This window comes from Actinomadura sp. 9N215 (genome assembly GCF_044326345.1).
Classification (GTDB): Bacteria; Actinomycetota; Actinomycetes; order Streptosporangiales; family Streptosporangiaceae; genus Spirillospora.
In genome coordinates, this window is the sequence record NZ_JBIRBA010000002.1 from 122011 (window position 1) to 144295 (window position 22285).

12 protein-coding genes are annotated in these 22285 nt (G+C 67.4%); 7 read left to right on the forward strand and 5 right to left on the reverse strand.

What is annotated here, in order from left to right:
- Positions 1 to 279: 279 nt before the first annotated feature.
- The gene (locus ACH34T_RS03295; protein WP_395990431.1) at positions 280 to 1683 is read left to right on the forward strand and encodes a S41 family peptidase; all 1404 of its coding nucleotides are present in this window, start codon (positions 280 to 282) and stop codon (positions 1681 to 1683) included.
- A gap of 308 nt (positions 1684 to 1991) precedes the next feature.
- The gene (locus ACH34T_RS03300) at positions 1992 to 2501 is read left to right on the forward strand and encodes a hypothetical protein (protein ID WP_395990432.1); all 510 of its coding nucleotides are present in this window, start codon (positions 1992 to 1994) and stop codon (positions 2499 to 2501) included.
- 118 nt (positions 2502 to 2619) lie between these two features.
- Here the strand turns inward: ACH34T_RS03300 and ACH34T_RS03305 are convergent, their stop codons facing one another.
- Positions 2620 to 2955, reverse strand: coding sequence for a hypothetical protein (locus tag ACH34T_RS03305; RefSeq protein ID WP_395990433.1), 336 nt, complete (start codon positions 2953 to 2955; stop codon positions 2620 to 2622).
- Positions 2956 to 3295: 340 nt separating this feature from the next.
- On the opposite strand from ACH34T_RS03305, the gene ACH34T_RS03310 reads away from it, so the two are divergent.
- Complete coding sequence (locus tag ACH34T_RS03310; RefSeq protein ID WP_395990434.1) at positions 3296 to 5158, forward strand: helix-turn-helix domain-containing protein; 1863 nt, start codon at positions 3296 to 3298, stop codon at positions 5156 to 5158.
- A 72-nt stretch (positions 5159 to 5230) separates the two neighbouring features.
- On the opposite strand, the gene ACH34T_RS03315 is transcribed toward ACH34T_RS03310, so the two are convergent.
- Positions 5231 to 5854: a hypothetical protein gene (locus tag ACH34T_RS03315; RefSeq protein ID WP_395990435.1), complete on the reverse strand. Its 624-nt coding sequence runs from the start codon at positions 5852 to 5854 to the stop codon at positions 5231 to 5233.
- 45 nt (positions 5855 to 5899) lie between these two features.
- Between ACH34T_RS03315 and ACH34T_RS03320 the strand changes: the two genes are divergently transcribed.
- On the forward strand, positions 5900 to 7132 hold the full coding sequence (locus ACH34T_RS03320) for a tetratricopeptide repeat protein (RefSeq protein WP_395990436.1): 1233 nt from the start codon (positions 5900 to 5902) through the stop codon (positions 7130 to 7132).
- A 569-nt stretch (positions 7133 to 7701) separates the two neighbouring features.
- Here the strand turns inward: ACH34T_RS03320 and ACH34T_RS03325 are convergent.
- The 3 genes from ACH34T_RS03325 to ACH34T_RS03335 all read right to left on the reverse strand — a co-directional run bounded on the left by ACH34T_RS03325 (position 7702) and on the right by ACH34T_RS03335 (position 9569).
- The gene (locus ACH34T_RS03325) at positions 7702 to 8295 is read right to left on the reverse strand and encodes a hypothetical protein (protein WP_395990437.1); all 594 of its coding nucleotides are present in this window, start codon (positions 8293 to 8295) and stop codon (positions 7702 to 7704) included.
- Positions 8296 to 8476: 181 nt separating this feature from the next.
- Positions 8477 to 8941, reverse strand: coding sequence for a hypothetical protein (locus ACH34T_RS03330; protein WP_395990438.1), 465 nt, complete (start codon positions 8939 to 8941; stop codon positions 8477 to 8479).
- Positions 8942 to 8960: 19 nt separating this feature from the next.
- Entirely contained in the window at positions 8961 to 9569 is a 609-nt protein-coding gene (locus tag ACH34T_RS03335) for an SMI1/KNR4 family protein (protein ID WP_395990439.1), read from the reverse strand.
- 978 nt (positions 9570 to 10547) lie between these two features.
- Between ACH34T_RS03335 and ACH34T_RS03340 the strand changes: the two genes are divergently transcribed.
- The 3 genes from ACH34T_RS03340 (at position 10548) to ACH34T_RS03350 (ending at position 22186) form a co-directional block, all read left to right on the forward strand.
- Positions 10548 to 10688 (forward strand): hypothetical protein, encoded by a 141-nt coding sequence (locus ACH34T_RS03340; protein WP_395990440.1) that lies wholly within the window; start codon positions 10548 to 10550, stop codon positions 10686 to 10688.
- A gap of 520 nt (positions 10689 to 11208) precedes the next feature.
- On the forward strand, positions 11209 to 15201 hold the full coding sequence (locus ACH34T_RS03345; RefSeq protein WP_395990441.1) for a LamG domain-containing protein: 3993 nt from the start codon (positions 11209 to 11211) through the stop codon (positions 15199 to 15201).
- Positions 15202 to 15727: 526 nt separating this feature from the next.
- Positions 15728 to 22186: an RHS repeat-associated core domain-containing protein gene (locus tag ACH34T_RS03350; RefSeq protein ID WP_395990442.1), complete on the forward strand. Its 6459-nt coding sequence runs from the start codon at positions 15728 to 15730 to the stop codon at positions 22184 to 22186.
- The last annotated feature ends 99 nt before the right edge of the window (positions 22187 to 22285 follow it).

Genomic DNA, 22285 nt, shown 5'->3' on the forward strand with positions numbered 1-22285 from the left:
TGTCGGGGACGCTGTGGAGCAACGGCCGTTGACTGGTGAGGCCCTGGCCGCCTGGGCGGATGGCGATCGGAGGCTGTGGAGAGACTTACCAGGGCGGTGTTCCTGACCTGTTGGCGGCGCCTCCTTTGATGGATGACGCGCTGCCGTTCATGAGGGATCGGTTGCTGGACAATCCTGGGGAGGTCGGGCTCTGGTCCTGGTTGTGCGTGCACAGGGCCACGGGGCAGGCGGTGGGGTCGGCAGGTTTTGCGGGACCCCCGGACCAAGGAGGGCTTCCTGGTGTTGGGATATGCGATCTATCCGGCGGTAGCCGGGGCGGCGGCGGTGACGGTTGCGCTATCTACCGGAGCGATGGCCGGTACCGGTGGTGGCGGGTCTGTTGAGGGGGTTTGGCGGACCGACGGTTACGGCATGGTCATGACGGTTGAGAAGGGCCGGTTGCAGGCCTATGACACCACTTCGGTCAGCTGCCTGAAGGGAGTCCTGGCGGGCCGGCAGGACGGGGCTCCCGGGCCGCACGGCACGGTCCGGTTCGTCGATGACCAGGGGACGCCGATGGTGTCCGTGCGTCCCCGCGGCCACCGATGGGCGCGAACGCAAGGGGACGGCTCGGTCGGGGAGGTGACTTTGCGGCGCTTGCCGAGACTGCCGAACCGATGCCTGCCGGGCGACCCGCCGCCCGGCAGGCGTGACCCGGTCAAGGCGTTCGACGTGTTCTGGGCGACCTTCGCGGAGAACTATCCGTTCTTCGCCGCCAAGGGCATCGACTGGCGGTCGGTACGCGACCGGTACAGGTCCAGGATCGGGCCGGACACCACCGACGACCAGCTGTTCGGCGTGCTCCGCGCGATGATCGAGCCGCTGGGGGACGCCCACACCGGGATTCGGATCGGCGAGAGGACGTTCGAGGGCATCAGGCCAGGCACGCGTTTGCCCACCGACATCGAGGCCTTCCTCAAGCAGGTCCAGGACGTGATCGAAAAGCGTGACACCAACAAGCCGCTGACCACCTGGGCGCGAGGCTTGATCGGCTATGCTGACCTGCCCGGACGCCTGGGATATCTGCGTGTTCTCTCCTTCGCCGGCTACACCGAGGCCAACAGTTACCAGGCCAACGCCGCCGAGCTCGACCGTGCCCTCGACCAGATCTTCCGCGGCAACCGCCTCCGCGGGCTCATCGTCGACCTGCGGATCAACGGCGGCGGCTCCGATGCACTCGGGCTCCGGCTCGCCGCACGGTTCACCACACGCCCCTACGTGGCCTACACCAAGAAGGCCCGCAACGACCCGGCCGACCCGACCCGTTTCACCCGCCCGCAGCCCCTTTCCGTACGCCCGAAGGACGGCGCCGGCCACACCGGCCCGATCGCGCTGCTGACCAGCACGCTCACCATCAGCGCAGCGGAAACCTTCACCCAGGCGATGATCGGGCGCGCACCAGAGCCCCGACGCATCGGCGAGAACACCCAGGGCGTCTTCTCCGACACCATGACCCGGGCGCTACCGGGCGGCGGGCGGTTCCGACTGCCCAACGAGCTCTACCTCACCAAGACCGGCAGCACCTTCGACGGCCCCGGCATTCCACCGCATACCCGCACCCCCGGTGTCTTCAGCGAGGAGGAACTCAACAACAACCAAGATTCCGCCTTCGACGCCGCACTGGCCTACCTCAACCAACGCTGAACCACATGCTCTGGACGCTCCCTGAGAAGGACTGCCGGGAACCTTGAGAAATCGTCGTCGAGTCACAGTGATCGGCCCAGGACGGCCGGGCTAGCGACCACGATCACGAGCCCACAGCGCAGCCCGCGCAGCGACGGCAGGCCGGGCGGCCGGTGCCGTTAAGCGATGTTCCCGGTGCTTGCAGCCGTTTCATCTGCGCCGGCTACTCCGCACGGCGGGCCATGAGACCCGAGGTCGCGCCCACACGACGTGATCGCCGTTCCCGGTGGACGACACGGCGACCGACCGCCTCGCCCCGGCCCGGTCCGGTGACCATTCACACCGTCATCGACTTCATTCACCGCATCGAGAAGATCTGGGCAGGAGCCTGGGACCTGCACCGGCACGGCGACAGCGCGGCCGAAGATTGGGTCGCCACCCACGTCCTGGCGCTGCTGGCCGGACACATCGGCCAGGTCATCGCCTCTCCGGCCGCCGCGCTCCTCATCGGCTGCCACACGACCTCACTGCGTGATCGGCCCGATCATTCAGAACGAACGACTCCCGCGTCCTTCGCACTGTCTGCACGGCACCCAGACCGTAGGATTCTTCGCCGTTGTCAGCCCAGCCCAGCCGCCGTTGCCGAACATCAGGGAATCAACTCGACCGCCCCCGCCCGAGCAACGATCACATGGCTTGGGAAGAGCGTAAGCGAGGAGCAGCCACTGCTCTTCGGCCTGCTCTCGCACGATCCGCAGGGAATCCAACTCGGCGTCGATCTCCAGCAGCTCCTCGGCATCGGTACCACGCACAGCCCAGCACGCCCGCAACCAAGATGAATACGACCTCACCGCGTGATCACCTCGGTCCTTCAGAAGGAACTACTCCCAACTGAGAATCGCAAGCTGTGCTGGGGCCCCACCTGCACTGCGGGTACCCCAGCACCGAGCGTGTGGGCTACCTGCCGATCTTGTACCAGAGTCGGGTCACGCGGCCCTCTTTGCTTATCCGGCAATCGGCGTGGTTGTACTCCCAGCGCCAGTTACTTTCGTGACGTTGGCCGCGCGCGCATTGGACCCTAACCTTGACGTAGACGCGCTTTCCGGCGCACTTCACGTGCCCCTGGCTGTACCCTCCCCGGGTGCCGACCCAGCCGATGCACCCACGCAGGTTGCCGGGCTTATATACGTCGGCTTCGGCAACGGCCGATGCATTGGCTGGGACGCTCAAGGCGGAGACGGCCAGTGGCGCGGCCAGCGCCAAGGTCGCGAGTCGGCCCTTGCGGATGTTCATCTCATTTCCCTTTCCTTCGATGGTGCATTGGTTCGGTCTTCTTGTGGCGCCGGAGCGTTGTTCCTCCCGTTCTCGGGCTTGGGGATTGTGGCGCCGCTTCGAATGATGTGGCCGCGAGATTTTGTTCGGAAGAGGGTGCGCCCAGATGAAACAAACCCGCTGTACAAGGGCCTGACCTGGGATGAAAGAGCGATTCCGCAGCTCGCCGGTTGTGGTCGAGGCCCTCCGGTTCGCCGCCGGGTTGGCGATTTGTGGACACGCACGCCCATTGAAGGGTGATCTTTCCTGGATTTCGACTACATTGGTTTGCCAGGGGACGAGCAGCAGTCCGGGAGGGATGATGGGACGTCAAGAGCGCCCGCTGAATCCAGGCGATGGTCCGGTTCAACGGCTGGCCTGGGAATTGCGTGAGTTACGGGCGGGCGCGAATGGCATCACGTATCGGCAGATGGCGCAGAAAACGCAGTTCTCGGTGACGACGTTGTCGCGTGCAGCGGCCGGGCACCGGCTGCCGTCTCTTGAGGTGGTGCTGGCCTATGCCGCCGCCTGCGGCGCGGCGCGAGAGGAATGGGAGGCACGGTGGCAGCGCGCGGCTGCCGAGACCGTCCACGCCGATGCCGCCGAGCCGCCCTATCGCGGATTGGCGCGCTACGAGCAGGCCGACGCCGATATGTTTTTCGGTCGGGACGCGCTGGTCGGTGAGTTGCTCGATCGGCTGCGGCGGTACCGGTTGGTCGCGGTGGTCGGTCCGTCAGGATCGGGCAAGTCCTCGCTGCTGCGCGCCGGGCTGGTCCCGGCCGTGCAGGACGGGCCGTCCGGCAGCGACAACCGGCCCGACAACCGGCCCGACAACCGGCCCGACAACCGGCCCGACAACCGGCCCGACAACCGGCCCCCGGGACGGCTTCAGACCCAGGTGATCACTCCCGGGCCGCGGCCGCACCACGAACACGCCGACTTGCTCGCGCCCGCCCGTGGACGGCCGGGTCGGCTGCTGGTGGTGGACCAGTTCGAGGAGTTGTACACGCTGTGCCTGGACCCCGACGCACGCTCGGCATTCCTGGACCGGCTGCTTGAGGCGTGCCGACCGGGCGGCGATGTACGGGCGGTGGTAGCGGTCCGCGCCGACTTCTTCGGCCGGTGCGCCGAACACCCCGGGCTCGCCGAAGCACTGCGCGATGCGACGCTCCTGGTGGGGCCGATGCCAGCGGCGCAACTACGGGATGTGATCGTCAAGCCCGCGCAGGCGGCCGGGCTGATCTGCGAACGCGCGTTGACCGATCGGCTGCTGCAGGACGTCGGCGACACCCCCGGCGGACTGCCGCTGCTATCGCACGCGCTGCTGGAGACCTGGCGGCGGCGTCAGGGCCGGACGCTCACCCTTGCCGCCTACCAGGCCACCGGGGGGTTGCACGGCGCCGTCGCGCACACCGCCGAACAGCTCTACACCGCGCTGGAGGAACACCAGCGACGGCTGGTGCGCCGGATCCTGCTGCGGCTGATCACTCCCGGAGGCGGGGCCGAGGACACCGCCCGGCCCGCCGAGCACACCGAACTGAACCCCCGCGACGATCCCGACATCAGCGTGGTGCTGGAACGACTGACGGCGGCGCGGCTGCTCACCCGTGACCACGAACGGGTGCGGATCGCCCATGAGGCGTTGATCAGCTCGTGGCCGCGGCTGCGCCAGTGGGTGGAGACCGACCGTGAACGCCTGCGGGTGCTGCGCGGTCTCACCGGGGCCGCCCGCACCTGGGAAGAACTCGATCACGATCCCGGTGCCCTGTACCGGGGCACCCGACTGGTCCATGCTGAGGAACTCCTGGGCGGGCCGGCCGACGCACTTGACATGACTCCTTCGGAGCGAAGGTTTCTGACCGCGAGTCTGGATGCCCGCGACCGCGAACAGTCCGCCGTCCGGCGTCGTGCCCGCCGGCTGCGGATCCTGTCGACCACGCTGACGATACTGCTGGTGGTCTCGCTGGCGGCGACTGGCGCGGCGGTGCGGCAGAGCAGGATCGCCGACCACCGGGCATCACAGGCGTGGTCCCGGGACCTGGCGGGCCCGTCGCTGGCGCTCGCCGAGACAGACCGGGACGGTTCCACCCGCCTCGCTCTGCAGGCGTACCGGACCGCGTCCACCACCGAAGCCCGCGGCAGCGTGCTCAGCAGCGCCGCCGCCCTGCGCGCGCCAACCCGGTGAGACCGCCCGCCAACTAGGGATCGACCGGTTTGGTCGCCTTCGAACCTGCACCGGGGAAGAGCCCGGCCGCAATCACCCCATCGGTGACGATCCGATGCCGTCCCCACCCTCACCTGGCCCGGTGACCAGTTCGCGGGTCACTGGGGCGGCCAGAGTGAACAACCCCGGGCCGTCCTCGACCGCCCACCCGCGCTCGACCAGCCGCTTGAGCTTGGACCGCAGCCCTTCCCGCTTGGCGGCCGAATCCTCCAACCCCTTCGCGACCGCGATCTGCCCAGCCCGCATCGGCTCCGCCGCATCCGCCAGAATCTCCACCGCGTCCCGATAGGCCTCCGGCAACACCAACGCCCTCATTCCCGGCCGCCACGGCGGCACCGTCAACACCCCGATCGGCGACTCCGACCCCTCAGCAGCCCGAACCATCTCAGCAGAAACGGCCTCAACCGTGGGCCCGGCCGAGACCTGGGCCGCCTCACCCGCGATCTCCTCCACCGTCTCCCGGGTGATGACCAGCCGCGACCGCTCGGCTTCCTCGATCTCCAGCAGCCCGGTCAACTCCGCGATCTGCTCACCGATCTCCTCGATCCGCTGCCGGACTGCGTTCAGGCCGCCCAGCCCGTATGCCGTGCCACAATGTCCTGATAAGGATTCCGTAGCGATTGTCGAGGATCCACCAATCCGGAGACGACACGCCATATTGATTTATGCCAGTAAGCCCAGCAGCGAGCCACAGGGGGCGCCATGAAGTCGACCAACCGGGGTGCCCGGCGCCGTGTTCCTCGGTTCTGCGAGCAGTGCACGGACGAGACCATTGCGTGGCCCGCTCCAGGCACGGCGACGCTCAACGGGGTCGGCACCATCCTCTACGGCGAGGCCGACCCCTGCCCGCGATGCGGTTCGGTTGTCAAGCGCTTGTATTTCTGCGTCCTGTGGATCCCCATCTGGCCGATGGCGGCCCGCTTCCGCGTCATTACCCTCAAGCGCTCTCGGACCGGCGAATCCACGCGTTACATCGGTCGCCGGTTCCCGTTCAGCGCCGACGACCCGTATGGCCTGAATACAAGGGACGGCTGGCTCGCGGCGCAATACAAGGCCCAGGCGGACGCCGTGATGAAGGCGGAGGAGACCGCAAAATCCCGGTCCGACCCACCGTCTCAGCTGGCCGATCACCCCGAACTGCGCGGCGAGCGCTACCAGCAGGCCGAAAACTACTGGGAATCCGGCATGGTCGACCGCGCTCTTTCGGCGTATGAGGAGGTGCTGGCTGCGCATGAGGCGGTGCTGCCCGCCGACGACATCGCGACGCTCCAACTGCGCCAGCGGATGGCGGAAGTGTATCTAGAGGTCGGATGGCCGGCGGCGGCGCTGGCGCTAGCCCAGCAGACAACCCGCCATTTCGTCCGGTTGCTCGGCCCGGACCATCCGTACACCCGACGGGCGCTCGACGACTGTATCGCCGCGCGAGAGCAGCTCGACGGGCCGGTCCGCGCCGAAATCAAGGTGCTTGAGGCGGAGCTGTCCGATGTGGAACAAAGACTTGGGGCAGACCACCCGAGAGCCCTGCGCACGGCGTGCGCCCTGGGCTCGGCCCGCTTGATCGGCGACCGGGTGGTACAGGCGCTGCACGAGCTGGAGGAGACACTGGGGCGGTCCGAGCGGGCGCTTGGCGCCGATCACCCCGACACCGAATACGTGCGGCAGGAGCTGGTCACGGCCTGCGAATTCGCGGAGCAAGGCGGCAAGCTGGACGAGGTACACGCGGCGGCGCTGGCTCGGGAACGCGTACACGGCCCTGACGCCCCGAATACGCTGATGGCGATGCGTGATCTTGCCCAGCGTTTCGCCTCGTCGCGCAGGCGCAGAGGTGAGGCGGTGGAGTTGCTTCGCAAGACACTGGAGCGGAGCGAGCGCGTGTTGGGTCCAGATGACCCTCTGACGGCTGACCTACGGCGGCGACTGGAAGAGACGAGCTGACGGGAACTCCGGTACGCTCGCCCACCACGATTCAGCCACCGGCTCACAACCGAATGTCGAGGATGAATTCGCTTGATCTTCGGAAATCGCGACGGGACTGGACGGGCTCCGACAAGATCAGCATGTTTACGCACCCATTCTCCCGAGAATCATTAGTATTCAGTTGATACCAGCGGTCAGTTCTTGCGAGTTCGATCCACTCCAGGTCCCAGAATTGTCGACCACAGAGTCTTCGAACGCCGCGGTGTTGGCCATGACGCGGTCGGGCTGATAGGGCGGCACCAGGTCAGTGGGGGAGCGGGGGTCGGCGGGGAGAGCCACTCGGCGTGCCCGACCTCGGCGCGGGCTCGTATCAGGAGCCGGGTGAACCGGCTGGGAGCGCGGCGCATCCTGCGAGGGGCACGGCCCGGCCAACGAACCGGACTTTGCGACCTCTCACCAGCAGGAAGACGACGCGGCCTGGCAGGTGGGCCTTGCGGGATGCGCAGGGCTTTGACCCCATTGCCCGGGAAGTGGAGGAGCCGCTAGCTTCACACCGATCTGGCCCCGGGATCAGGCGTTCGTCAGGTTCAGCCGAACCACACCACCAGGCGGACTCCCTGGTCCCCGCAGCGGTCGGCGAGTTCGGCCATCGCCTGCCAGACCGGCTGCCAAGGGCCATCGGGTGGCACGGCGTGGCGGCGCCGGAGTGTTTCAGCACGGTACATGGTGCTACCGTCCGGGCTCGTCCACTCGCCGTGCTCTCGCCAGCGAGCAAGACTGGACCCCTCCAAGGGCTCACCCTTGAGGTCCGAGGGCTCCCACAGCCAGGAGTACCAGCCGACGGGCCGCAGTGCGCCACCGTCCCGCCGCTGGTATATGCGGACACGTTTCTCTGGCGGTCGGCACTTTACCTCCCAATCGGCGGTCGCGACCTCTGCCCAGGAGATCCACGTCGTTCCGTGCTGCCATTCCTCCACCTGGCCGCGTACGTAGTGAGAGACATCCACTGGAAGGCCGCGGTTGGCGGCGAGCGGTTGAAAATCGCCGATATTGCGCAATCCGAACAACCAGGCGAAGGCGTCGTAGTCCCGATCGGAGTACAGGTCACTCAGCTCCGTTTCCGGACGCCAGCCTTGAGTGCCATCACGTATCTCGATCCACCCATAGATGTCAGTACCCATAGCTCGCTCCTGGTCGATGGTTGTCGTCTCGCACCTTGTAGTGGACGGCCGACACGCACGCTTCCCGTGTACCTTCTCCGCACACGATGCGCCCGGTGAGACGCTGGGCCGGGGCTGGTTCGGCGGCTGATCGAACTGTCCATGGGCGTGGTGAGCTGATCGGCGAGTCGGCGTCGGGTGGTCAGCGAGGTGCCTCTGGTGCCGGCTCAAGCCATCCAGAGTGGCGCCAGACGCCGGTGGTGTCGATACCGAGTGTGGAGGCCCATGCCAGCGCCGCGGTCAGTGATGGCTCGCCGGCCAGACAGGCCCCGGCAAGGCTGGCGGGTAGTGCATGGTGCCCGAGTGAGGTCCATTGGTCGGGCCGCCACGCCAGATACCGCAGTTGTGACAGGTCGGCGAGGACGCTGAGATCTGGGGCTTGAGCCTCGCTGAGATCAAGGCCGTGCAAGTGCGGAACCGTGAGCAGGGGTCCCAGGTCGACCAGGGACGTGCTGGCCAGTTTCAATGCGCGCAGCGTGGGGTGGGCCGACAGCGCCTCCAGATGGACCGGCCCGTTCACGGCGGGCTGGACAGACTCCAGCGGCAGCCCGCTCACCGGGCCCAGATCGGGCGCGGTCACGTCGTACAGGACGATTTCGCGCAGCATGGGGCGGCGCACAGGAAGCTCAGACCGGCGTGCTCTCGGACGCGGACCGATTGCAGCTCGGGGACACCCTTGGCGGCCCGGGGGCCTCGACGACCGCCCTGGTCAGGGGCCGGTCCCGCGTGGGCGGCAGCAGTTCAAGGCGAGGCGGATCGACAAAGTCGTCAATCTCGAACCGATCCTCCTGCAACCAGCGCAGGTAGCGTCCCAGCAGCGTGGTGACCGAATCGGCCACGAACTGCGGACCAGTGTCGTAGTCGCGTCCGACGCGGATGACCTGCCCCGCGCGGCCGTGGGCGGCCGGGCTCATGTCCACGGCGAGGTAGTTGCCGGACCCGTCATGCGCGAACGGGATCCATCCCTGGTGACCGCTGCAGCGCCGCACCATCCCCGAAGGGGACGCGTCGTAGACGACCTTGTCCCAGCCCAGTTCCGACCCGGGCCACACCGGTTCACGCAGCTGCGCGTGGACCCGCCCGACCTCCTTCAGCGGCAGCCATTCATGTCCCTCGAACAGGCCGATCGTCGCTTCGCCGTCGCCCAGCTCGTACAGCGCCCGCAGATCCCGGGGCAGCGGAAACCCCAGCAGAGCCTCGACACGGTCGATGTCCCCGGGCGGCTCACGGAGCACGGCAGCGATCCCCAGTTCGCGGCAGCGGCGCAGGTACTCTTCGAGCCTCGCGACCGCGACGGCCGAATCGCCCGCCTGAGATCCGCCGTGCTGCTCAGGCTTCCTGGCGCGGGCTCGACCGGCACGTACCCGCGGTCCAGCACCACCACGTACCCCGAGCCGGCGAAACCCGGGTCGAGCAGGTCGCTGGTGCCGGTGACGGTGAAGTGCCCGAACGGGTCGCAGGTCACCTCCAACAGCAGGCTCTCCCAGCCCTGCCCCTCATGGACGGCTTTGGTGAGGCCCATAAGAAGATCATGATCGGTGGCGCTCGTCGCCGCCATGACGACGCCGCCGTCAACCAGGCTGTAGGCCAGACGGCTGCTGGACCCCATGGCCTGACCCGACCCGGACCAGCGGGCGCGCGACCACGCATCAGGGGCGTCCGCGACAAGGCGGCGCACCAGGGTCTCGATCACCCGCACATCTCGATCACGCAAGCGCATGCCCTCCCTCCCCGGTTTCGTGCTAAAAGCTAGTGACGTGCAGCCCGATCAAGGGTCCCCGGGCCGGTTCTCAGCGCTGCAAGAATGTGACCGCTCGATTCCCCAGAAAAGGCGGGATCGGGAGCTGAGGAAGACGGTATCGAGTCCGGTGTCATGGGCGCTGTCACCTGGCTCGTAGACCCCGCACAGGGCGAACGGCAAGCCCTTCGATCAACTAGAAGCACGATGCCCGGACGCCGGTGAAACATTCGCGCGCGTCGCCGAGGATGGGCGAAAGGCCTGGCCACGCTTGAGCGCTCGCACGTGGGAGCTGACGATCAGCACTCCGGATCGGTCCAACTTCCAGGCCGGATGATGATGGACTATCGATGATCGAGTCAAATGAGGCGTCGTTGTGTCAACTGAACTCCGATCGAAATCAGTTGAAACCCACAAATGCCGAACGCCCCGGGCCACGGTGACCGGCGCGACGCCCGCCCCTGGACGTAGGCTCGTGCTCTACCGCGGCCGCCATGCCGTCGAGTGCGGCATCAACCGCCTCAAAGGCCACCGCGTGGTAGCGACCCGGTTCGACAAGCTCGCCGTCCGCTACCAGGCCACCATCCACATCGGCGCGATCACCGAGTGGCTGTGATCCCTTTTGAAACAGGCCCTAGCCCGCCTCTGGAACAACCTCACCCCCACCACCTGACCCTCCGGGCGGCCAGATGGTCCAGGCGCCCTGGGCCATCCCGGCGCTGATGGTCGGCCGGACCGCTGATCTCACTGCGGGTCCGCGGCGTTACTCATTGTCATGAGTTGTTGATAACAGATTAGAGAAAGACGCGCTGCTGGGCGCATTCGGTTACCCAACTGCATGTGATATAGATCACAGTGGCAAGGAACGGTCTTGCCTCTTCTCGCGCCTTGATCTCCGAGTTATGTTAAGGCCGCCTTGACAGGAACCTTTACATTCTGGGGTTCGCATGGTTCGAGTCGTCCGTATTTGTGCGTCCGTTCCGAGGTCGCTTTCGTGGCGGCGTCCGGCCTGGTGGGCCCGCATTCTGGTGATGGCTTTGATCGCGGGATTCCTACAGGTCCCCATTGCGGCGGTAGCGCGGGAAACCGCAGCTTACGCCGATGCCCCGGAGGGAAGGGCGACTCAGGAGAGGGCGTTGGCAGCCGCGCGCCAGTCCGGTGATCCAGTCGAGATCCTGTCCCAGCGCGGCGAGACCCGCACCGTGCGGGCGCTGCCGAATGGCCGTATTGAGGTCGAGGAACATGTGCAGCCCATTCGCGCACGTCACAACGGTGAATGGTCCGATATCGACACGACGTTGCGCCGCTGGGGCAGCGCGATCGTGCCGGCCGCGACGACCGTCGGCCTGAGGTTTTCCGCCGGTGGGAATGGTCCGATGGTGCAGGTGGCCCGGGCGGGTCGCAAGCTGGCGCTGTCGTGGCCGCAGGCGTTGCCGGAGCCGGCCATGGAGGGTGACACCGCGGTTTACCGGGGTGTGGCGGGCCCGGATGTGGACCTGCGGCTGCGCGCGCTGGCGGACGGTTTCGCGCACGTCCTGGTCGTCAAGTCCGTCCAGGCGGCCAAGGATCCCCGGGTGGCGAAACTGGTGTTGGGCCTGTCGACATCGGGCCTGTCGGTGCGCAATGACCCCGCTAGCGGGATGCTCATCGCCGCCGCCGGTTCGGGCGCGGGGGTGTTCGCCGCTCCCTCTCCGCAGATGTGGGACTCCTCCCGGGCGGCGGGGGCGAGTTCTAAGGCCGGTGCGGGGCGGGCACCGGCTGATCGGGCGGTCGAGCCGGCGCCCGGTGCCAGGACCGCGCCGATCGCTGTGGCGGTGGGGGACGGCACGGTCACGTTGACGCCGGACCCGGCGATGCTGACGGCGCCGGACACGGTGTTCCCGGTGTTCATCGATCCGGTGTACCGGACGTTGAAGGCGTCGTCGTGGGGGATGGTGTCGTCGGGGTGGCCGGGTGAGAACTATCCGATGTTCGGCGGCAGGTCCACCGAGGGTGTGGGGCGGTGTGAGGTCGCCAAGGATCCCAATTGCGTGAAGAACCAGACCAAGCGGTTGTTCTACCGGACGCCGTTGCCGCCGATCAAGGGCCGGCACGTGCAGAAGGTGGAGTTCATCGCCTATGAGACCAGCGCCTACGACTGCGATAACAAGACCTCGGTGCAGTTGTGGCGCACTTCGACGCTGAAGGCGTCGGCGACCTGGAACAACACTGGTGATGAGTGGGGCGAGCAGTTGGACTCGCGTGATGTCGCCTACTGTTCACGGGCGCCGGTGGAGTTCAGCGGGTCCAAGCTGCGGGCGCATGTGCAGGACGCCATCAACAAGGGCCAATCGACGATCACGTTCGGGTTGAAGGCCTACAGCGAGTCGTCGATGTCGTGGTGGAAGCGTTTCGCTGATGACGCGTATTTGAAGGTGCAGTACAACAATCCGCCGTTGCAGCCCGACACCGACACGATGTTCGCCAACCCGGGCACCAAGTGCCTGCCCGTCGGGCAGGCCAAAACGGTCAACGCCGTCCCTACCGTGTATGCGTATTTGAAGGATCCTGACACCGAGGACCGCAGCAAGGTGCGGGGCCAGTTCACGTTGCATTGGGCCAGCAAGGCGGACGGGTCGGACTGGGGCGAGAAATGGAAGTCGGCGCTGACGCCGGCGAAGACGTCGGGCAGCAGGTTCGAGATGGCGTTGCCGTCGACGATCCCGCAGGGCACCAAGATCGGTTGGGGGGTGCGGGCCTGGGACGGTGAGCAGTACAGCGCCTGGAGCTTTGACGGGGCGCAGACCGGCTGCCACTTCGTCTACGACGCCGCGGTGCCCGGTGAGCCGACCATCGCCTCGGCCGATTATCCGGCCGATGACGCCTGGCACGGCGGGGTCGGACAGCCTGGGACGTTCACCGTCGCCGACTCCAAGGGGGTCGCCGGCCGGTACGTGATCACAGTGAACGACGGGCCGGCGCGGACGGTGAGCACGGCGGCGGGCGCGCCGCGGCAGGTGCAGATCGCGCCGACCCGCTCGGGCCCCAACATCGTGTCGGTGCAGGCGTTCGCCCCGTCCAACCAGAACGGCTCGGTCGCCTCCCATGAGTTCCGCGCCAACGCCGGCAGCGAGCCGGTGGCCCGGTTCACCCTGGATGAGGGGGCCGGGGCGACCGAGGTGACCTCGACGGGGCCGGGGAGGCCGGCGTGGTTGCACGGTGCGGCCGCGCTGGGCGGGGCGGGCAGGAACGGGACCGCGCTGACGCTTGATGGGGTGACCGGATACGCCGAGAGCAGCCTGCCGGGCGTCGACACCACCCAGAGCTTCACGGTGTCGGCGTGGGCCAAGCCCACCCAGCGGCGGCAAGGAGAGCTCCTGGCGCAGCTCGGGACCCTCCAGAGCGGCTTCGTCCTGGGGATGAACGACGCCGGTCACGTCAATGTCGAATGGCCGACCGCCGACAACGATCAAGGCGGCGGGACGTGGCAGTGGGCGGCCGACGATGCGCCGCTCCCGGTGGGCGAGTGGAGCCACGTGATCGGCGTGTACGACAAGGCCGCCGGGCAGGCGCGGCTGTATGTGAACGGATCCCTCCAGGCCACCGCCGACGGTGTGACCGCCCCGCTGGAGACGCACGGCCCGTTGCAGATCGGCCGGGCCCTCTACAACGGCGGCTACCCGAACCAGTGGCCGGGGTCGGTCGATGACGTGCAGGTGTTCGGCCAGGCCCTGTCGGACGCCCAAGCCCAGCAGCTCGCCACGGGGTCCGTCCCCGGGGGCACGGGCCTGGTGGCGCAGTGGAACATGGACGAGGCGGCGGGTCAGCCGCGGGTCTACAGCCCGGTCGCGCCGTGGAAGGCGAGCCTGCACAACGGGGCCGCCGTCGGTTCGCGGGGCCAGGTGGCCGGCGCGCTGCGGACCGACAACACCGCCCGGCAGTATGCGGTGACCCAGCGGCCCGTGGTCAACACCCTGCGCAGCTTCGCGGTGTCGGCCTGGGTGCGGGCGGACGGCACGGCCACCTCACCGACCAGGAATTTCACCGCGGTCTCGGCGCGCGGCGCCTACAAGAGCGGCTTCTACCTCAAGTACGTCGAGGAGACCGGCCGGTGGGTGTTCGCCCGCACCGCCCACGACAGCGCCGAGACCGGCTGGTACCAGGCCACCTCCAAGGACCCCGCCCAGACCGACAAATGGACGCACTTGGTCGGGGTGTACGACGACATCTCCAAGCGACTGCAGATCTTCGTCAACGGTGAACGCGGCACCGACAGCCCCGAGGTCACCTCGAGCTGGCTCGCCGTCGGCGGCCTGGAGATCGGACGCTCGCAATGGGCGAGCGCCCCGGTCGATCACTGGGCCGGTCAGATCGACGACGTGCGCGTCTACGACCGCATCCTCGGCGCCCAGGAGGCCGGGGAACTGGTCACCCAGCATCCGGTCCTGAAAGGCCGATGGAAGCTGAACCAGGACGGTTCGGGTGAGGGCCCGGGCGCACAGGCGCAGGTGTTGCGCAACGGTGCGGCCATCGATCCGACGGCGGGTTTCCGTGGCGTGTCGGCCGGGGGCCTGAAACTGGCCCCCGCGTTGAAGGCGTTCGCCGAAACCGCGCAACCGGTGGTCAACACCGACGAGAGCTTCACCGTCACCGGATGGGTGCGTAACGGCGGCCGGCCGCTGCAGGCGGCCACGGTGTTCTCCCAGCCCGGCGCGCACACCAATGCGTTCGCGCTGCGGTACGTGCCGGGCGCCGACCCCGAGGAACAGGGCGTTTGGCAGGTCGTGATGCACAACGCCGATGACGGGGCCGCGCCTGCGCTGGCGGCGACGCATTCGGGGTTCGCCCCGCACGAGTGGTCGCACCTGGCGGTGATGTACGACGCGCTACGCGACCGCGTGAGCCTGTACGTCGACGGGCAGTTGGAGCAGACCACCGACGGGGTGTCGCAAGAGGACCAGGTGGTCGCCTTCAAAGCGGCAGGCAACGGCGGTTTGCAGGTCGGCCGGACCAAATTCGGTCCGCCCGACGGGACCGAGTACTGGACCGACGCCATCGACGACGTATGGGCCTACCAGGGCGCACTGACCACCGAGCAGATCCAGACACTGGCCGCCGGGGTGGAACTCCCCACCGAGGACGGCCCCTAGGCACCGGCCCACCACTGGCGCCCCCTTCCTTCCCCCTCTTCTTTCTCGTGATCTCGTGCACGGCCCCCGCTTGCCAGGGGCGGTGGCGACGGAGGACATCGTGAACGCAGGCCGCAAGAGGCTGGTGCTGGGGCCGCGCCGGCCGGTGACGATCCTCGCCGCCGTCATGGCCCTCGCGGTGCCGGCCGGGCTGCTGTCGGTCCCGCCCGCGCTCGCCGACCCACCGAACTCGCACCGCCCCAAGGTCGACGGCCACGAGAAGCCGGTGCCGGGCCACGACCTGAAGGTCCGGCCGCGCAAGACCGACCAGACCGAACCGGGTCCGGCGGCCAGGGCGGCGTGGCCGAAGCCCGGGACGGCCGAGGTCGGCGTCCCGTCCGGCACCCGCGAGCCGAGCGTGCGCGCGGGAGACCTGCCGGTACGGATCCTGCCACCCGGCACGCGGGCCCGTCCCACCAAACCGGGCGAGGCGGCGGGCCGGGTCCGGGTCCAGGTGCTGGACCCGCAAGCCGCCCGCACGATCGGGGTGGACGGCCTGGCGCTCACCCTCGCCCGCACGGACGCCGCCACGCCCGGCCGGGTGAAGGTGCGGCTGGACTACTCGACGTTCACACAGGCGTTCGGCGGCTCCTACGGGGCGCGGCTGCGGCTCTGGCGGTTGCCGCAATGCGCCTTGACCACGCCCGACAGACCGGAATGCCGTACCGGCACGCCGGTCACCGCCGCGAACGACGCGGCGACCAGAACACTGACCGCCGAGGTCGAAGCGGCTCCCGCCGCGCGTGCCTCGGCTGGGGCCGCGGGCGCGACGGCGGCAGGACAGGACGCCACCGTGCTGGTGGCCGCGGCCGGTTCCGACAGCTCGCAGGGTGACTACAAAGCGACATCGCTGGAGGCGTCCGCCACTTGGAGCGGCGGGGGGAGCACCGGTGACTTCACCTGGTCCTATCCCCTGCGCGTCCCGCCCGTTCCCGCCGGTCTGGCCCCGCAGATCGCGATCTCCTACTCCTCCAGCAGCGTGGACGGCAAGACGGCGAATACCAACGGGCAGCCGTCCTGGGTCGGTGAGGGTTTCGATCTGTGGCCCGGCTACATCGAACGGCGCTACAAGTCGTGTGAGGACGACGGCGCGCCCAAGGACGAGTGGGGGAACTCGCCCGGCGACCAGTGCTGGGGCAATGACAACGCGACCGTCACCTGGAACGGCAAGGGCGGCGAACTGATCAAGGCGTCCGACGGCACGTGGCGGACGAAGAACGACGACGGCACCAAATTCGAGAAGCTCGCCAGTTCTTCGACCGGCAACGGCGACAAAGACGGCGAGTACTGGAAGGTCACCACGACCGACGGCACCCAGTACTTCTTCGGTCTCAACCGGCTGCCGGGCTGGACGAAGGACAAACCGGAAACCGATTCGACGTGGACCATGCCGGTGTTCGGCAACGACGCCGACGAGCCCTGCCACGAATCGTCGTTCGCCGCGTCATGGTGCCAGCAGGCCTACCGCTGGAACCTCGACCATGTCGTCGACCCCGCGGGCAACGCCATCAACTACACCTACGCCAAGGAGATCAACCACTACGGCCGCAACCTCAAACCCGCAGACGAAACCCCCTACGTCCGCGACGGCTACCTCAAGACGATCTCCTACGGTCTCCGCAAGGACGCGCTGTTCGCCAAGGCGCCCGCGCAGGTCGCCTTCACCACCTCCGAACGCTGCGTCCCCGACGCGACCTTCGATTGCGACCCGTCAAAGATCGGCGACAAGCCGGACTACTGGTGGGACGTCCCGTGGGACCTGAACTGCAATTCCGGCCAAGAATGCAAGGACACTCACGGTGGCCTGGCACCGACGTTCTGGTCCCGCAAGCGCCTCACCAAGATCACCACTCAGATCCAGACGGCCGACGGATCGGGGTACCGGCCCGTGGACTCCTGGTCCATGGACCACAAATGGGGCCTGGCCGACGTCGAACGCGACCTGTTGCTCAAGGAGATCACCCACGCCGGCCATGCCGCCACCGACGGCGGCGGCGCGGTGACGTTGCCGAAGGTGACGTTCAACCACGTCCAACTGCCCAACCGGCTGGACAAGAGCGGCGACGACATCCTGCCCTACATCCGCTACCGGGTCGGTGCCATCTACGACGAGTCCGGCGGGCAGATCGACGTCGCCTATTCCGGCCCCGATTGCTCGCTGTCGGATAAGCCGACGCCGGAGACCAACACGACTCGGTGCATGCCCGTGATCTGGTCGCCGCCGGGCCATGAGAAGCCGTTCACCGACTGGTTCCACAAGTACGTGGTGACCTCGGTGATCCAGACCGACCGCACTGGTCTGTCCCCGGACATGGCCACCAAGTACCAGTACCTGGGCGGCGCGGCATGGCACTTCGACGACGATGACGGGCTGACCAAGCTGAAGAAGAAGACCTGGTCGCAATGGCGCGGCTACGGTCACGTCCGAACCCTCACCGGCTCACTGAACGACCCGTCCGCCCAGGCCGACGCGTATTTCCTGCGCGGCATGGACGGGGACCGCAAGACCAGGGACGGCGGCGAGAAATCGGTCACCGTCTCCGACGGCGAGGGCGGGACTTACACCGACCATGACGCCTTGGCCGGGTTCACGCTCAAAACCGTCCAATACACGGGGCCGGGCGGCGGCGTCCATGCCAAGACGGTCAACACCCCGTGGCGGGTGCAGACCGCGTCCCGGACTCGCTCATGGGGAACCATCACCGCGAACGTGGTCGCGGTCGACACGACCCGAACCTGGACGGTCAAGGACGGCGGCGGCTGGACCGAGACCAAGACCGACAACACCTACACCGGCTCCGGTCTCGGAATCGGCCGCGTCATCAGCGTCAACGACCTGGGCGACACCACCACCCCCGCGGACGACAAGTGCACCCGCACCAGCTACGCCGACAACACCGGCGCCTGGATGGCCAGCTACCCCTCCCGCGTCGAAACCGTGTCGGCCGCCTGCGGCGCCACACCCGACAGGCCCACCCAGGTCGTCTCCGACGAGCGCACCCACTACGACGGCGGCGGCTTCGGCGACAGCCCGTCCAAGGGAAACGCCACCAAGGTCGAGAAACTCGCCGGTTACGACGGTGCCAGCCCCCGCTACGTCACGCAGTCCACGACCGTCTACGACGCCTTCGGCCGCGCCACCGAGGTCAAGGACGCACTGGGCCGGGCGGCCACGAAGGCCTACACCGACACCCGCGGCCTCACCACCAGGACGCGGAGCACGACTCCGCCGGCCAGGCCCGGCGACGCCGACTCGGCGCTGACCACCACCGAGGAACTGGACCCGGCGTGGGGCAAGCCGATCCAGTCCACCAACGCCGACGGGCGGCACGCCACCCTGGACTACGACGGTCTGGGCCGACTGCGGAAGGTGTGGCTCCCCAACCGCTCCAAGGCCAACGGCCAAGACCCCAACCACGAGTTCCAGTACCGGATGGCCGACGGGCAGATCGTCGCCGTCACCACCAAAGGCCTGACCGCCACCGGCGGACAGCGGCTCGAGCAGATCGTGCTGCTGGACGGATGGCTGCGTTCCCGGCAGACTCAGGTTCCGGGGCAGACCGGGCGTCTGATCAGCGACACCTTCCACGACGACCGCGGCCAGGTGGTCAAGACCCACGCGTCCTACCCGGCCACCGGCGCCCCCGAACCCGTCCTGTTCGGAATAGGCACCCCGGGCAACGTCGAGTCCCAGACCCGCACCGCCTACGACGGGCTGGGCCGCAAGACCGTCGAGAAGCTCACCCGGGGCAACGGCTCACAACCCGACCAAGAGCTGTGGCGCACCACCTACGACTACGGCGGCGGCAACCGCATCTCGGTCACCCCGCCCGCCGGCGGCACCCCGACCGCGCAGATCACCGACGCCCGCGGCCAGGTGATCGAACGCCGCCAGTACAAGGCGTCCACCCCCACTGGCGAGTCCGACGCCACCCGCTACACCTATACCCCGGCGGGGGAGATCGCCTCGGTCACCGATCCGTCCGGCAACAGGTGGACCACCACCTACGACCTGCGGAATCGCAAGGTCAAGACGACCGATCCGGACAAGGGCGCCAGCGTCTTCACCTACGACGACCTGGACCGCCTGATCTCCACCTCCGACGCCCGCGGCGAGCGGATCTTCACCGCCTACGACGGCCTCGGCCGCAAGACCGCCACCCGCCAAGGTGCGGCCGACGGCCCCCTGATGACCTCGTTCACCTACGACACCGCCACCCTCGGCAAGGGCAAGCTCGCCACCGCGACCCGCCATTACGACGGCGCCGCCTACACCAGCCGCGTCGGCGGCTACGACACCCTCGGACGCGCGGAGTCCACCACCGTCACCATCCCCTCCCAGCAGGGCGCGCTGGCCGGTGACTACACCTTCTCCACCAGTTACAACCTGGACGGGACCGTCCAGAGCAAGGGCCGTCCCGCCGCCGGTGGGCTACCCGCCGAGGCCGTCGTCCACGGCTACGACACCTGGCTGCGCCCCACCCGGCTGAGCGGCAACAAGTCCACCTATGTCGCCGACACCGTGTACACCCCGTCCGGCAAACCCTCACTCATCGAGCTGGGCGCCGCACCCGAACGCGCGTGGCAGACCTTCAGTTACCAGTACGGCACCCAGCGCCTGGACACCGCCCGCACCTATCGCGAAGGTCTGGCCGGCAACGAACGCAACGCCGCCTACCACTACACCGACACCGGCGGCATCACCTCGATCACCGACACCTCCCGCGACGGTGTCGACAACCAATGCTTCACCTACGACCACCTGCAACGCCTCACCCAGGCGTGGACCCAGACCACCGCCACATGCGCGCCCGCCCCTACCAACTCGCTGGTCGGGGGTCCCGCGCCCTACTGGCACACCTTCACCTACGACAAGGCAGGCAACCGCACCGGTGAGACCCGCCACGGCATCGGCGGCACCGCCGACACCGTACGCACCTACACCTACGCCCCACCCGGACAGGGCAACCGGCTCACCCAGCTCACCCAGACCGGGACCAGTCGCACCTACAGCTACGACGCCGCCGGAAACACCAGCGCCATCCGCACCACCGACGGCAGCCCCGCCACCAGCACCCAAACGTTCGAGTGGGACACCGAAGGCGAACTGACCAAAGTCACAGAGAACGGCAACGACGCCACCTTCATCTATGACGCCGACGGCAACCGTCTCATCCGCAAGGACCCCACCGGAGCGACCCTCTACCTGCCGGACGGCACCGAACTCCGCGCCCTCAACGGCACCGCCACCGCCACCGGCACCCGCTACTACACCTTGGCCGGCCAGCCCATCGCGATGCGCACCGCCGACGGCACCGTCACCTACCTCACCGGCGACCACCAAGGCACCGCCCAGATCGCCATCGACGCCGAGACCCAGGCCACAACGGCCCGCCGATTCACCCCCTTCGGCTCGATCCGAGGCATGGACGACGACTCGACCTGGCCGAACGACAAGAGCTTCGTAGGCGGCACCCAGGACCCCACGGGCCTCACCCACCTCGGCGCTCGCGAATACAACCCCGACACCGGCCGCTTCATCTCCGTCGATCCCGAAATGGACCAGTCCGACCCGCAACAGATGAACGGCTATACCTACGCCAACAACACCCCCGTCACCACCAGCGACCCCGACGGCCGCATGCCCGCCGGCGCCGACGGCGCAGAAATGGACAGATGGGCCCAAGCCAACAGGTACTGGAGGTGCCGCAGAAGCGGCGGCAGCTCCTGCGGCAGCCCCGTCTACAGACGCTCCTACGCCACCATGCCCTATCCGTCGACCTTCCCAGCAGCTTTTAGGCTGCTCCCTAAAAAGAAAAGGTTTACACACTACCGCATGCTGGTCGGACAGTTCCTTGACGGCGCCCCGCCCCGCAGCAGGGAGGACTATGAAGGCTACATGCTAGGACTGCAGGGCCTCATTGCGTTCTGCGGTGAATTCGGCGATGACCCATACTGCAATTCTTCACCAGCATCCCTGCATGATCTCCTGGACCTTGCCGGGATGGCGCCTGGAATCGGCGAGTTCGCGGATATGGCGAACGGCATCTACTACGCGATGCAGGGGAAATGGAAAGAGGCCGCAGAATCTGGCCTCTCGCTCATCCCTATCGCCGGTCAGGCGGTCGCAGGCAGGAGAGTTTCCCGGAACCTAGCCCGTGCCGAGAATGGGATTGGCTGTGTCAGCAGCTTCGTTCCGGGCGCCCAGGTCCTCATGGCAGATGGCACGAAGAAACGCATCGAATACGTACGGGTCGGTGACAGCGTGCTGGCTACCGATCCGGATACGGGCGAGACAAGCGCGGAGCCCGTTCTGGCCACCATTACCAGCAAGGGTGACAAGAGCCTTGTTCAGATCAGCGTTGACGCCCAGGTTCGCTTCCGTGTGACCGGCGCGGAACAGGCCCCAGTCAGCGCGGGAACATCCGAAAGCAAGCTCGTCAAGAGCGGCGTAGTCATCGCTACCGACACCCATCCCTTCTGGGTCGCGGGCGACATCAACGACTGGATCGAAGCCGCCGACCTCAAACCGGGCATGTGGCTCCGGACCAGCGCAGGCACCTACGTCCAGATCACCGCCGTCGCCCATCGAACGGCCCACCATCAACGTGTCCACAACCTTACCGTTGCCGAAAAGCATACATACTACATAAATTCGGGTGACTATCCGCTCCTTGTGCACAACGATGGTAAAGGAGGGTCTTGTGGGAGCGGCAGCTCGGTCACCCCTGAGCAGCTCAATGAAGCAATTCGCAAGCAGTTGGAGGAACAGGGCGTAACGCAGGTTCGACCTGAAAACACATCAGCCGGAACCGCTCAGCCGCCCGACGTCGAAAGAGGTGTCCCCAGCGAACTAGGTGCTTCTCCCATGACTCGGTCGCAGCGTGGTCGTTTCATATTGCTTTATTCAATGCGCGTCATATTCAATATGATCGGTAATGGTTGATCTTAAAGAGTATGCGCCCCAACCTGGAGGCTTGTATGATGAAGAAGTGAGCGATGCGACTTCAGCCGTAATGCGTGTAATGATACTCTTGAATGAATC